The 12,309-nt window shown below is 53.4% G+C and carries 11 protein-coding genes; 8 read left to right on the top strand and 3 right to left on the bottom strand.

What is annotated here, in order from left to right; all coding sequences use genetic code 11:
• Window positions 1–30: 30 nt before the first annotated feature.
• Complete coding sequence (gene fumA, locus M1D91_RS10165; protein WP_437430474.1) at window positions 31–1,677, bottom strand: class I fumarate hydratase FumA; 1,647 nt, start codon at window positions 1,675–1,677, stop codon at window positions 31–33.
• Between the two features lie 197 nt (window positions 1,678–1,874).
• Here fumA and manA point away from each other — a divergent pair, with 197 nt between their 5' ends.
• The gene (gene manA, locus M1D91_RS10160; RefSeq protein ID WP_437430473.1) at window positions 1,875–3,053 is read left to right on the top strand and encodes a mannose-6-phosphate isomerase; all 1,179 of its coding nucleotides are present in this window, start codon (window positions 1,875–1,877) and stop codon (window positions 3,051–3,053) included.
• Between the two features lie 99 nt (window positions 3,054–3,152).
• Window positions 3,153–4,700, top strand: a complete 1,548-nt coding sequence (locus tag M1D91_RS10155; protein WP_437430472.1) for a YdgA family protein — start codon at window positions 3,153–3,155, stop codon at window positions 4,698–4,700.
• A 27-nt stretch (window positions 4,701–4,727) separates the two neighbouring features.
• On the opposite strand, the gene malI is transcribed toward M1D91_RS10155, so the two are convergent.
• Entirely contained in the window at window positions 4,728–5,756 is a 1,029-nt protein-coding gene (gene malI, locus M1D91_RS10150) for a Mal regulon transcriptional regulator MalI (protein ID WP_437430471.1), read from the bottom strand.
• Window positions 5,757–5,910: 154 nt separating this feature from the next.
• Here malI and malX point away from each other — a divergent pair, with 154 nt between their 5' ends.
• From malX to add, 3 genes are all read left to right on the top strand, one after another.
• Window positions 5,911–7,503, top strand: coding sequence for a maltose/glucose-specific PTS transporter subunit IIBC (gene malX / locus M1D91_RS10145; protein WP_437430470.1), 1,593 nt, complete (start codon window positions 5,911–5,913; stop codon window positions 7,501–7,503).
• Window positions 7,504–7,551: 48 nt separating this feature from the next.
• Window positions 7,552–8,724 (top strand): MalY/PatB family protein, encoded by a 1,173-nt coding sequence (locus tag M1D91_RS10140; protein ID WP_437430469.1) that lies wholly within the window; start codon window positions 7,552–7,554, stop codon window positions 8,722–8,724.
• Window positions 8,725–8,823: 99 nt separating this feature from the next.
• Window positions 8,824–9,828 carry an adenosine deaminase gene (gene add, locus M1D91_RS10135; protein WP_437430468.1) on the top strand — a complete coding sequence of 335 codons (1,005 nt, stop codon included), beginning with the start codon at window positions 8,824–8,826 and terminating at the stop codon, window positions 9,826–9,828.
• Window positions 9,829–9,867: 39 nt separating this feature from the next.
• Here the strand turns inward: add and M1D91_RS10130 are convergent, their stop codons facing one another.
• Window positions 9,868–10,908: an oxidoreductase gene (locus M1D91_RS10130; protein ID WP_437430467.1), complete on the bottom strand. Its 1,041-nt coding sequence runs from the start codon at window positions 10,906–10,908 to the stop codon at window positions 9,868–9,870.
• A gap of 222 nt (window positions 10,909–11,130) precedes the next feature.
• Here M1D91_RS10130 and blr point away from each other — a divergent pair, with 222 nt between their 5' ends.
• The 3 genes from blr (at window position 11,131) to M1D91_RS10115 (ending at window position 12,233) form a co-directional block, all read left to right on the top strand.
• Window positions 11,131–11,268 carry a division septum protein Blr gene (gene blr, locus M1D91_RS10125; RefSeq protein WP_437430466.1) on the top strand — a complete coding sequence of 46 codons (138 nt, stop codon included), beginning with the start codon at window positions 11,131–11,133 and terminating at the stop codon, window positions 11,266–11,268.
• Window positions 11,269–11,508: 240 nt separating this feature from the next.
• Window positions 11,509–11,724, top strand: coding sequence for a transcription modulator YdgT (gene ydgT, locus M1D91_RS10120; RefSeq protein WP_041851533.1), 216 nt, complete (start codon window positions 11,509–11,511; stop codon window positions 11,722–11,724).
• Window positions 11,725–11,795: 71 nt separating this feature from the next.
• Entirely contained in the window at window positions 11,796–12,233 is a 438-nt protein-coding gene (locus M1D91_RS10115; protein ID WP_437430465.1) for a DUF2569 family protein, read from the top strand.
• The last annotated feature ends 76 nt before the right edge of the window (window positions 12,234–12,309 follow it).

Raw genomic sequence — 12,309 nt, 5'->3', positions numbered from 1 at the left:
TAAAAAAACCGCCCCGAAGGGCGGCAGGTCTTATTTCACGCAGCGTCCGCACTGGCCCGCCTGAATCTGCTGGAAGAAGTCATTTCCTTTATCATCTACAAGAATAAAGGCGGGGAAATCTTCAACCTCAATTTTCCAGATAGCCTCCATGCCCAGCTCCGGGTAGGCCACGCATTCAAGGCTTTTAATACTGTTTTGCGCAAGTATCGCCGCCGGACCGCCAATGCTGCCCAGATAAAAACCACCATGCTTATGGCAGGCATCCGTCACCTGTTGACTGCGGTTCCCTTTAGCCAGCATGACCATGCTCCCCCCCTGCGACTGGAGCTGATCGACATAGGAATCCATGCGTCCTGCGGTGGTCGGCCCCAGCGAACCGGAGGCATAACCTTCCGGAGTCTTTGCCGGGCCAGCATAATAGATGGGGTGATCTTTCACGTACTGAGGCAGCGGTTTGCCTTCGTCCATTAACTCTTTCAGTTTGGCATGGGCTATGTCGCGCGCCACGATAATCGTGCCGGTCAGTGAGAGCCGCGTGGACACCGGATACTGCTTAAGCTGACCGAGGATCTCTTCCATCGAACGATTAAGATCAACCTTAATGGCTTCCCCCTCGCCCGCTGCACGCAAAGTTTCAGGAATATATTTACCCGGATTCTGCTCCAGCTTTTCCAGCCAGATGCCTTCACGGTTAATTTTCCCTTTGATGTTGCGGTCCGCAGAGCAGGAGACGCCCATCCCAACCGGGCAGGATGCGCCATGACGCGGTAAACGCACGACGCGAATATCGTGGGCGAAATATTTGCCACCAAACTGCGCACCGAGGCCAAGCTGCTGGGCTTCAATTAGCAATTCGTTCTCAAGTTGTACATCGCGGAAGGCCTGACCGTGCTCATTCCCCTCTGTTGGCAGACCATCGTAGTATTTAGTCGAGGCAAGCTTCACGGTTTTCAACGTCGCTTCCGCACTGGTTCCACCTATTACGAAAGCGATATGGTACGGCGGACAGGCCGCCGTACCCAGAGTGCGCATTTTATCGACCAGATAACTTTTCAGCTTACCGGGACTGAGCAGAGCTTTAGTCTCCTGGTAGAGATAGGTTTTATTTGCTGAACCACCGCCCTTGGCAATGCACAGAAATTTATACTCATCCCCGTCCACGCTGTACAAATCAATCTGCGCTGGCAAATTGGTGCCGGTATTCACCTCGTTGTACATATCTAATGCAGCGTTTTGGGAGTAACGCAGATTATCTTCGATGTAAGTGTTATAGACGCCCTGCGACAGTGCGGCTGCATCGCCGCCACCGGTCCAGACGCGTTGGCCTTTTTTGCCCATAATGATCGCCGTGCCGGTATCCTGGCAGGTAGGCAGAATGCCTTTGGCGGCGATGTCGGAATTTCGCAGAAACTGCAGCGCGACATATTTGTCATTTTCGCTGGCTTCAGGGTCGCTCAGAATATCCGCCACCTGCTGCTGATGCGCGGGGCGCAGAAGGAAGGAGGCATCATGAAACGCATGCTGGGCGAGAAGCGTCAGGGCTTTAGGGTCAACCTTGAGGATCTCCTGGCCTTCAAACTCCGCCACGGAAACATAGTCGCTGCTGAGCAGATAATATTCGGTATCGTCCTTTTTCAACGGAAAAGGATCTTGATAAGTAAAGGGTTTTGTCGACATTGTTCTCTCACTTACTGCACGATCTGGTTATTATTCGGCAGGACATCCATCTGCCACAAAAAAGCGAGTCCGCCTATCCTACACAATTATTTAACAAAAACTGAGACTAGTACGACTTTTTACATGTGCTGATTACTTCAGGCGGGTTTATTGCTTTAATACCCGCACTTATGTTGAACATCATTAAGGGCAGGAGCATGCAAAAACTCATCAACTCAGTGCAAAACTATGCCTGGGGAAGCAAAACTGCGTTAACGGAACTCTATGGCATCGACAATCCTGACGGTAAACCGATGGCAGAATTGTGGATGGGCGCGCACCCGAAAAGCAGCTCAAAAGTGCAGGATGCAGCGGGTCATCCGCACTCCTTGCGTCAGGTGATTGAACAGGACAAATCCACGCTACTGGGCACAGCGGTTGCCGACCGTTTTGGTGAGCTGCCCTTCCTGTTTAAGGTTCTCTGCGCCGACCAGCCGTTGTCCATTCAGGTCCATCCGAACAAACAGAATTCTGAGGCTGGCTTTGCGAAAGAGAATGCGGCGGGTATTCCTCTCGATGCCGCCGAGCGCAATTACAAAGACCCTAACCACAAACCTGAGCTGGTTTTTGCGCTGACCCCCTTTCTGGCAATGAATGCATTTCGTCCTTTTATGGAAATCGTCTCGCTGCTTCAACCCGTCGCGGGAGCGCACACGGCCATCGCCCATTTTCTTGAGGCGCCTGACGGTGAACGGCTCAGTCAACTCTTTGCCGCCCTGCTCAATATGCAGGGCGAGGAAAAATCCCGCGCTCTGGCGGTATTGAAAGCGGCGCTTAACAGCCAGCAGGGCGAACCCTGGGAGACCATCCGCTTCATCGCTGAGTTTTACCCGGACGACAGTGGTCTATTCTCCCCCCTGATGCTCAATGTCGTGAAACTGGAGCCAGGCGAAGCGATGTTCCTGTTCGCGGAGACCCCGCATGCCTACCTTAAAGGGGTTGCTCTTGAGGTGATGGCGAACTCTGACAACGTGCTACGCGCGGGGTTAACGCCTAAATACATTGATATTCCTGAGCTGGTGGCGAACGTCGCCTTCACCCCAAAACCGGCGGATACCTTGCTAACCCTGCCTGAGCAGCGCGGGGCAACGCTCGAATTCCCCATCCCTGTTGATGACTTCGCTTTTTCACTGCATGACATCGGCGTTCGCCCCGATACGCTGGCGCAGCAGAGCGCAGCCATTGTGTTCTGCGTAGAAGGTGAAGCCGTATTAAGCAAAGATGACGAACGGCTGGTACTCAAACCGGGCGAGTCCGCCTTTATCAGCGCCAGTGACTCCCCGGTCAGCGTAAGCGGCGTTGGTCGTGTGGCGCGGGTTTATAATAAGCTGAACTAAGTTACTGAACTTTTTAGCAAGCGTTGCTAAGATTTACTCAGCCTTTTCATCTATCCAGGCGGCCTGTTCCGCCTGATTTCATTTTTAGGGATAAACCAAATGAAAAAATCGCTGGTTGCTGCAGGCGTTATTATTGCTCTTGGCGTAGTCTGGACCGGGGGAGCCTGGTACACAGGAAAACAACTTGAAGGCCGTCTTGCGCAGATGGTCACTGAAGCGAATAGTCAGATTGCCCGTGTTGCCCCTGAAGCCAGCGTGGTGCTCTCCACGCAACATTATCAGCGTGGTCTGTTCAGCAGTCAGCTGGAGCTGGTGGTACAACCGGTTGAGGGTAAAGAGAATCCGTGGCTCAAACCGGGTCAAAGCATTGTGCTGCATGAGAATGTGGATCATGGACCATTCCCGCTGGCCCAGCTGAAATCGTTTAATCTGATCCCCTCAATGGCCTCCGTTCACTCAACGCTTGTGAATAATGAGGTGACTAAACCCCTGTTCGATATCGCCAAAGGCGAATCACCCTTTGTGGTCGAAACCCGTATTGGTTATGGCGGCGACTCGCGCAGCGACATCTCTTTGCGTCCGCTTAGTTCCGAAAAAGAGGGTGAAAAAGTCGCCTTTAGCGGCGGGGAATTCCGTCTCAGTGCCGACAAAGACGGCAATGTTGTTGCCTTAAGCGGTCAGGCACAAAGCGCACTGGTTGATGCAGTAAATGAGTATAACCAGCGCGTTCAGCTCTCCTTTAATAACCTGAAAACGGAAGGCACGACCCAGCTGTCCAGCTTTAATGAACGTATCGGTAATCAAAAACTTACCCTCGATAAGCTGGCTATCGCCGTTGAAAATAAAGAGATGGCCGTGCTGGAAGGCATGAACCTGAATGCTAAATCCGACGTGTCTACCGACAAAAAAAATATCGACAGTCAGGTCGAGTACACCATTGGTAGCCTGAAAATTCAGGGTCAGGATATGGGCAGCGGCAAGCTGACGCTGAAAGTGGGTCAGATTGACGGCGAATCCTGGCATCAGTTCAGTCAGCAATACAATGCCCAGTCGCAGGCACTGATGGCGCAGCCTGAGGTGATGAAGGATCCTGTGCTGTATCAGCAAAAAGCCACCGAAGCGTTCCTCAACGCCGTACCGCTTTTGCTTAAAGGCGAACCCGTCATTACCATCGCGCCTCTGAGCTGGAAAAACGCCAAAGGCGAAACGGCGTTTAATCTCTCCCTTTTCCTGAAAGATCCTTCAAAAGCCACGACACCTGCCCGGACGCTGACGGAAGAGGTCGATCGCAACGTTAAGTCGCTGGAGAGCAAACTGACCATTCCTATGGATATGGCAGTGGAGTTTATGACTCAGATAGCGAAACTTGAGGGATATCAGCAGGCAGAAGCCGAAAAACTGGCTAACCAACAGGTGAAAGGGCTGGCTGCTATGGGGCAGATGTTCCGTATTACCACGCTTGAGAACAACACTATCGGTGCCAGCCTCCAGTATGCCAATGGTCAGGTCACGCTGAACGGTGAGAAAATGTCTCTCGATGAGTTTGTTGGCATGTTTGGTATGCCTGCGCTGGGGCAACCGGGTCTGGGCGCACCGCAGTCACCGGCACCGGCCACCCCGGCACTTCCGGTTGTGCCGCAGAAGTAACTGCACTCCCCCTCTGCGGAGGGGGTTTTATCTGTTCACCACGAGCCCGGGAGTGAGCACCGCCTGGTGTAAGGTGCGCTCAGGCTCGTCAATGCGTTGCAGTATCCGCTCTGCCAGCAGGTAACCCATCTCTCTTCCAGAAAGCGTCGCCCAGGCGACCGGGATGTCATACTGCCCCTGCTCCCACGCGTCAGCAAATGCCGCCAGCGAGACCTGTTGCTCAAAATATCGGTCAAGCCCCGAACCCGCCTGCCAGCCTGCACGCAGCAGACCAAACCAGGCGCCCATTGCCGTTGGGCCGTTGTAACAGACGATGGCATCCAGAGTGGGGTTACGGCTCAGTAATTGCTGTACGGCTTCCGCCGCCTGTTTCTGGCTGGCGTCGCACTCTACCACCCAGTCGCTGTTAAACGGCAAACCATATTTCAGCAGCGTCGCGCAATATCCCCCCACACGCTCAGCCCGGATCAGGGATGCGCTTTCTCCACCCAGCCAGGCGATACGCTGATGCCCTTGCTGGATAAGGTGCTCGGTAACCCGTTGCGCGGCGAGCGTATTATCGGGACGAACGGTATCGGCATCATCAGGGTAGTTAGAACGTGAGGCGAAGATGAGCGGCACCCCCGCCTCCTGAGCGCATGCGCGCATCGCAGCGCCCTGCTCGCCGGGAATCCCTGCCACAATGACCCCGTCGACCCCCTGGGTAAGCAGGGTATTCAGTCGGGCCAGGAGATGCTCGCCGTCACGTCCGCCGTGCAGCAGGAAAACCATACGGCCTTCACTTTCAAGCGCTTCGCTCAGACCTGACGTGGCCTCGGCATAAAACGTCAGGGCCAGATCGCAGACGATCAGGCCAATCACACCCGTTTGACCTCCCCGGAGGGCAGAAGCCTGGCGGTTACGTACAAACCCTAACTCCTCAATGGCGTCATGTACGCGCTGCCCGGTTCGGGCGGATATCCGTCCTTTGCCACTGAGCACCAGCGACACCGTCGTAACTGACACACCTGCTGCCAGCGCCACATCATGAATAGTGATTTTTTTTACGATAGACATTGCATATAACGTCGATGAGATAAAACGATTTATCAATGATGACAGTTATAAACTATAGGATGAGCAGATTATGTGATTTCTTTCGCACTAAAATTAGGTAAAACGTTTTATCTTTTTGCTGCAGCTACCCTCACCCTTCATATCAGGAGCACGTATGTCTGGCAGAAAAAGACAGAAAGTTTCGCTTTGGGAGTTTTTTCAGCAATTAGGTAAAACCTTTATGTTGCCGGTCGCCCTGCTCTCGTTCTGCGGGATCATGCTGGGGATCGGCAGTTCACTGAGTAGCCAGAGCGTCATCACGTTACTCCCGGCCCTGGGTCATCCGGTACTGCAGGCCGTTTTTATCTGGATGGGGAAAGTCGGCTCTTTTGCCTTTAGTTTCCTGCCCGTCATGTTTTGTATTGCCATCCCGCTCGGACTGGCGCGGGAAAATAAAGGCGTGGCGGCGTTTGCCGGTTTTGTCGGTTATGCCGTGATGAACCTGGCGGTGAATTTCTGGCTTACGGCGAAAGGCATACTCCCCACCAGCGATGCGGCGGTGCTTAAAGCTAGCAATATCCAGAACGTACTGGGGATCCAGTCCATTGATACCGGCATTCTGGGGGCGGTGATCGCGGGGATTATCATCTGGAATTTGCATGAGCGCTTTAACACCATCCGGCTTCCCGATGCGCTGGCCTTTTTTGGCGGCACCCGCTTTGTACCGATCGTAACCAGTATGGTGATGGGGCTTGTCGGGCTGGTTATCCCGCTGGTATGGCCCTATTTCGCAATGGGCATCGCAGGTCTCGGTCAAATGATCAATGGCGCCGGAAATTTTGGTCCGATGATTTTTGGCACCGGCGAACGTCTCCTGCTCCCCTTTGGTCTGCAACATATTCTGGTGGCAATCATTCGCTTTACGGAAGCAGGCGGAACGATGGAGGTGTGTGGTCATAGCGTCAGCGGTGCGCTGACCATTTTCCAGGCCCAGTTGAGCTGCCCTTCTACGCAGGGCTTTTCCGAGAGTGCTACCCGCTTCCTGTCTCAGGGGAAAATGCCTGCCTTCCTCGGGGGTTTACCCGGCGCTGCACTGGCGATGTACCATTGCGCCAGACCGGAAAACCGCCACAAAATTAAGGGGCTGTTGATTTCAGGGGTCATCGCCTGCGTAGTGGGTGGTACAACCGAACCGCTGGAGTTCCTCTTCCTTTTTGTTGCGCCAGCGCTCTATGCCATTCATGCCCTGTTAACCGGACTGGGCTTTACCGTGATGGCCGTACTGGGGGTCACTATCGGCAATACTGACGGCAACGTAATTGACTTTGTGGTGTTCGGCATTCTGCACGGGCTGGCAACCAAATGGTATATGGTTCCTGTTGTTGCGGCAGTCTGGTTTATGACCTACTACCTTCTCTTCCGTTTTGCCATCCTGCGATTCAACATTAAAACGCCGGGGCGTGAGTCAGAAACAGCCAGTTACACCGAGAAAGGGGTCAGTGGCGCGACCGGCAAATCCGGCTATAACGTACCCGCTATCCTCGCCGCGCTGGGTGGCAGTGACAACATCAGCACGCTGGATAATTGTATTACCCGCCTGCGTCTTTCCGTCAAAGACATGTCCCTTGTCAACAGCGAGGCCCTCAAAGCTAACCGGGCAATCGGCGTAATCCAGCTCAATCAGCATAACCTGCAGGTAGTTATCGGACCGCAGGTGCAGTCGGTAAAAGATGAAATGACTGCCTTGATGAATTCCGTGCACGCCTAACCCAGCCGCCCTCACCCCGGTGAGGGCATCAGGCAAGAAGGACGTTATATGTTTGATTTTTCAAAGACGATCGATCGGCACGGTACCTGGTGTACCCAGTGGGATTATGTTGCCGACCGTTTTGGCGAAGCGGATCTGCTCCCCTTCACCATTTCCGATATGGACTTCGCTACCGCCCCCTGCGTGCTTTCTGCGCTACAGCAACGGCTTGCGCACGGCGTGCTGGGTTACAGTCGCTGGCAAAACGAGGCGTTTACTCAGGCCATACAGCACTGGTTTACCCATCGTTTCAATACGGTAACCGACCCGGGTACGCTGGTGTATGGCCCCTCGGTCATCTATATGATTGCGGAGATGATTCGTCAGTGGTCGCAGCCGGGCGATGGCGTGGTGGTGCATACGCCGGCTTATGACGCCTTCTATAAAACCATCGCTGCCAATCAGCGCAAGCTGGTTCCCGTTGCACTGGAGCATGACGAAGGCAAGTGGCACTGCGATATGCAGCGTCTTGAGGCTGCGCTTTCGAGGCCGGAAAATAAAATTTTGCTGCTGTGCAGTCCCCACAATCCCACCGGGAAAGTCTGGTCACTTCATGAGCTGCGCATGATGGCTGAGCTAAGCGAACGCCATAACGTCTGCGTCATTAGCGACGAAATTCATATGGATATGGTCTGGGGCGATACCCGGCACACGCCCTGGTATCAGGTGGCTCGCGGCAACTGGGCACTTTTTACCTCCGCCTCCAAGAGTTTCAATATTCCTGCGCTGACGGGTGCTTACGGTTTTATTGCTGATGAATCTGCACGTACGGCCTGGCTTTCTGCGCTCAAAAACAGGGACGGTCTCTCTTCTCCGGCGGTACTCGCCCTGGTTGCCCATATTGCAGCTTACACAGAAGGAGCACCCTGGCTTGATGCGCTACGGGGTTATTTGCAAGCCAATCTGCACTTTATTGCTGACGAGCTCCGGCGCGCCTTTCCCCAGCTCACCTGGCAGGTCCCGGAAGCGACTTACCTTGCCTGGATCGATCTCTCAGCGTTGGGCATCAGCGATATCGCCTTACAACAGGAACTCATCACCCGGCAGAAGGTGGCTATCATGCCGGGGTCAACTTACGGTGCCGATTATCAACACTTTGTTCGCCTGAACGCGGGTTGCCCTCGCGCAAAACTTGAACAAGGGGTGGCTAAACTCATCGCCGGGCTTCGCGCGCTACGTTGATTCATATTGCGCAAATAACATTGTTTTTGCGCAACATGGCTTTTTTGCGTTGATTCTTTTTATAATGGATCGCACTTTACCTGAATTAAGAGTGCGACCATGATTGATACTAACCTGCCTTTAACCGATGTTCATCGCCACCTGGACGGCAATATTCGGGCACAAACCATTCTCGATCTTGGCCGGGAGTTTAACCTGCCCCTTCCCGCAGACACGCTCGATACTCTCCTTCCCCACGTTCAGGTCTCGACCAATGAACCGGATCTGGTCAGCTTTCTGTCGAAACTGGATTGGGGAGTAAAAGTGCTGGCCTCGCTCGATGCCTGCCGCCGTGTAGCCTTTGAGAACATGGAAGATGCGGCCCGAAACGGCCTGCATTACGTTGAGCTGCGCTTCTCCCCAGGTTATATGGCGATGACGCATAACCTGCCGGTAGCAGGTGTTGTCGAAGCCGTGATTGCCGGTGTACGCGAAGGCAGCAGAGATTTTGGCGTGGAAGTACGTCTGATTGGTATTATGAGTCGCACCTTCGGCGAGTCTGCCTGCCTTCAGGAGCTGGAAGCACTGTTGGCTTATCGTGAAAGCATTACCGCCCTCGATCTTGCAGGGGATGAGCTGGGCTTCCCCGGTAGTCTTTTCCTGCCTCACTTCAACCGCGCCCGTGATGCCGGCTGGCATATTACCGTCCACGCAGGCGAGGCTGCAGGCCCGGAAAGCATCTGGCAGGCGATTCGCGAGCTGGGGGCAGAGCGTATTGGACATGGGGTGAAAGCCATAGAGGATCCGGCGCTGATGGCGTTCCTTGCCGGACAGCGGATTGGCATTGAATCCTGCCTGACCTCGAACATTCAGACCAGTACCGTCGCCGCGCTGGCACGCCACCCTTTGAAAACCTTCCTCGAAGCAGGCGTGCTGGCTTCTATTAACACGGATGATCCTGCCGTTCAGGGCATCGATATCGGACATGAATATGAGACTGCCGCACCGGCGGCCGGACTGACCCGCGACCAGATCCGCCAGGCTCAAATTAACGGCCTGGAAATGGCTTTCCTCAGTGACAGTGAAAAGCAGGCGCTCAGAATGAAAGTGCAGCAGCGCGTCTGATAGCGAAAGCAGCACGCCGCTCACGTGAGCGGCGTCTTATCAGGTCAGACTGAGGGTGGCGCGGTGTTTTGCCGACTCAATGCCAAGCTCAATCAGTTCCATAATTTTAATGGCCTGACTGGCGGGGACCGGGTTTTCACCGACACCATTAAGTGCATCACGAATGCCCGCGTAATACGCCGGATAGTTACCCGGTACGGTCAGCCAGGTTTCCTCCACGCGCTCTTCCCCTTCCACCCGCGTCAGTACGCCATCGCGCATGTCGTAGCCCCAGTCCTCCTGCGGAAGTCGCGCACCACTTTTCAGCCGCTCCTCCTGCGGGTCGAGACCGAATTTCACAAAGCTTCCGCGCGTGCCGTGCACGATATAACGTGCGGATTCTGCTGCTGCCAGCATCGTGCCATGTAAAACCACTCTGCGCTGCGGATAGGAGAGGACCGCGTGGAAATAATCGGTGGCCTGGGAGCCCGGACGCAGCTGCGCGAGATCCACCGTCATAGAAACCGGTAAGCCAAAAAGATTCACCGCCTGATCGAGAAGGTGCGGAGCCAGATCGTACCAGATACCGCTGCCTGGGCCTGCCTGTTCACGCCAGCGATTGCGGATCTCAGGGCGATAACGATCAAAATGTGACTCAAAGTAAGTCACTTCGCCCAGTGCGCCGTCTGCCAGGATACCTTTCAGGGTTAAGAAATCACTGTCCCAGCGCCGGTTATGGAAGACCGACAACACGCGACCGAGATTTTTTGCCAGCGCCTCCAGTTCCCTCGCCTGCGACAGAGTAACGGTGAAAGGTTTATCCACCACCACATGTTTTCCCGCTTCCAGCGCCGCTCGCGCCAGAGGGAAGTGGGTATCATTCGGGGTAGGAATCACTATCAGGTCAATTTTGGGATCGTTAAAGAGGTGTTTCGGTTCGGACACTACCGGCACGTTAGGCCAGTCAGCTTTGACTTTTGCAGCATTACTACTGGAAATGGCCGCCAGTTCAAGCCCTGGCGTGCCCGCGATAAGCGGCGCATGGAAGGTTTTGCTGGCATAACCATAGCCTATTAGTCCGACACGGATATTCTCATTCATATAGCGGCCTCTTTTCGTTGGAATCGCTGTTTCATACTATCTGGCTTTGTGTCACCACCGCCACTGCGATCTTCAGTACCTGCGTCGTCTATTACCCCTGTAAGAAAAGGGGTTTAAATACAGAATTTCCTTAAAAATATCGACCCTGTCTTGTTGTTGTTGCTACACCCCGGTAACATCCGAAAAATCGAATCAGGGAGTGGCATCAGGGAGCAGTAAAAGATGTTTTCAATGTTTAACCGCATCATTGAATTAATGGGCTGGGTTGTGCTTGGCGTATCAACCATACTTTTAGTTTTTGCCAGTCATATTGATAATTACCAGCCACCTGAGCCGAGCGCTGTCGCGCAGAAAAAATAACGCACAACGTAAACGTCCCCCTAATACTGATATACAGTTGCATATTGCCAGGCGTGACGAAGAGCGCTAATCTTCACCACCAGACACTGTTCTGGTGTCTGCTTTAACCTTTAAAGAAAAGTCTAAATTAGTGCGGGCTGTGCACTCGGTGACAATGACGTCCTGAGAAGCCCGTTTATTATTCGGCCGAATTATCCGCGAATGTTTTATTGTCTTTCTAAAATAGGGATAACGCTTGTCATGACCGTTCAGGACTATTTATTAAAATTTCGCAAAATCAGTTCTCTTGAAAGTCTGGAAAAACTTTTTGATCACCTCAACTACACCCTGACCGACAACGAAGAAATCATTAACATGTACCGTGCCGCCGATCATCGCCGTGCTGAACTGGTCTCTGGCGGTCGGCTGTTTGACATTGGCCGCGTGCCAAAGTCTGTCTGGCATTATGTTCAGTAGCCTTTGTGGAATTCAGTGAATAATGCTTTATACTCCTGGCCGGTAATGAGAATGGCCTACGAGGAAAGAGTATGACAACACAACATGCAGAGCGAATCGGCGGCTGGCTTCTCGCGCCTCTGGCCTGGTTGCTGGTCTCAATATCTGGCCAGACACTCAGTCTGGCGTATACCATCCGATTGCAATTTCCTCAGGTTATTGCTGCTGTTGGAAATGTGCCAGCGGTGAATCTGGTCATCTGGTCTCTCTCATTCGCCTTTGCCTCTGGCATCTGGTTTTACACGTTGTGGCTGGTGATTGCTTTCTTTAAACGCCGCCGCAGCGTACCAAAGCAGATGATTATCTGGCTGCTGATCACCCTGCTATTGGCCCTGAAGTCTTTTGCTTTTTTACCCGTATCCGATGAGATAGCCGTACGGGATCTGCTCTTTGCGCTGGCCGCCACTGCACTCATTGTGCCTTATCTCAAGCGCGCTGAACGTGTGAAAAACACTTTCGTGAATCCGTAATAACCTTACAGTTATTCAGTTGTCGCCTGCTGTCGTTTGACGGATAATAGGCGGCTTTTTTTATTCTAGGCCATCT

Source organism: Enterobacter sp. SA197 (assembly GCF_054131575.1).
The sequence above is the reverse complement of the archived record's forward strand: the minus strand, read 5'-3'. Positions and strand labels throughout refer to the sequence as shown.

Excerpts from the sequence above, each read along its gene's own strand:
- fumA (WP_437430474.1), bottom strand. The coding sequence starts at position 1,677 with ATGTCGACAAAACCCTTTACTTATCAAGATCCTTTTCCGTTGAAAAAG.
- manA (WP_437430473.1), top strand. The coding sequence starts at position 1,875 with ATGCAAAAACTCATCAACTCAGTGCAAAACTATGCCTGGGGAAGCAAA.
- M1D91_RS10155 (WP_437430472.1), top strand. The coding sequence starts at position 3,153 with ATGAAAAAATCGCTGGTTGCTGCAGGCGTTATTATTGCTCTTGGCGTA.
- malI (WP_437430471.1), bottom strand. The coding sequence starts at position 5,756 with ATGTCTATCGTAAAAAAAATCACTATTCATGATGTGGCGCTGGCAGCA.
- malX (WP_437430470.1), top strand. The coding sequence starts at position 5,911 with ATGTCTGGCAGAAAAAGACAGAAAGTTTCGCTTTGGGAGTTTTTTCAG.
- M1D91_RS10140 (WP_437430469.1), top strand. The coding sequence starts at position 7,552 with ATGTTTGATTTTTCAAAGACGATCGATCGGCACGGTACCTGGTGTACC.
- add (WP_437430468.1), top strand. The coding sequence starts at position 8,824 with ATGATTGATACTAACCTGCCTTTAACCGATGTTCATCGCCACCTGGAC.
- M1D91_RS10130 (WP_437430467.1), bottom strand. The coding sequence starts at position 10,908 with ATGAATGAGAATATCCGTGTCGGACTAATAGGCTATGGTTATGCCAGC.
- blr (WP_437430466.1), top strand. The coding sequence starts at position 11,131 with ATGTTTTCAATGTTTAACCGCATCATTGAATTAATGGGCTGGGTTGTG.
- ydgT (WP_041851533.1), top strand. The coding sequence starts at position 11,509 with ATGACCGTTCAGGACTATTTATTAAAATTTCGCAAAATCAGTTCTCTT.
- M1D91_RS10115 (WP_437430465.1), top strand. The coding sequence starts at position 11,796 with ATGACAACACAACATGCAGAGCGAATCGGCGGCTGGCTTCTCGCGCCT.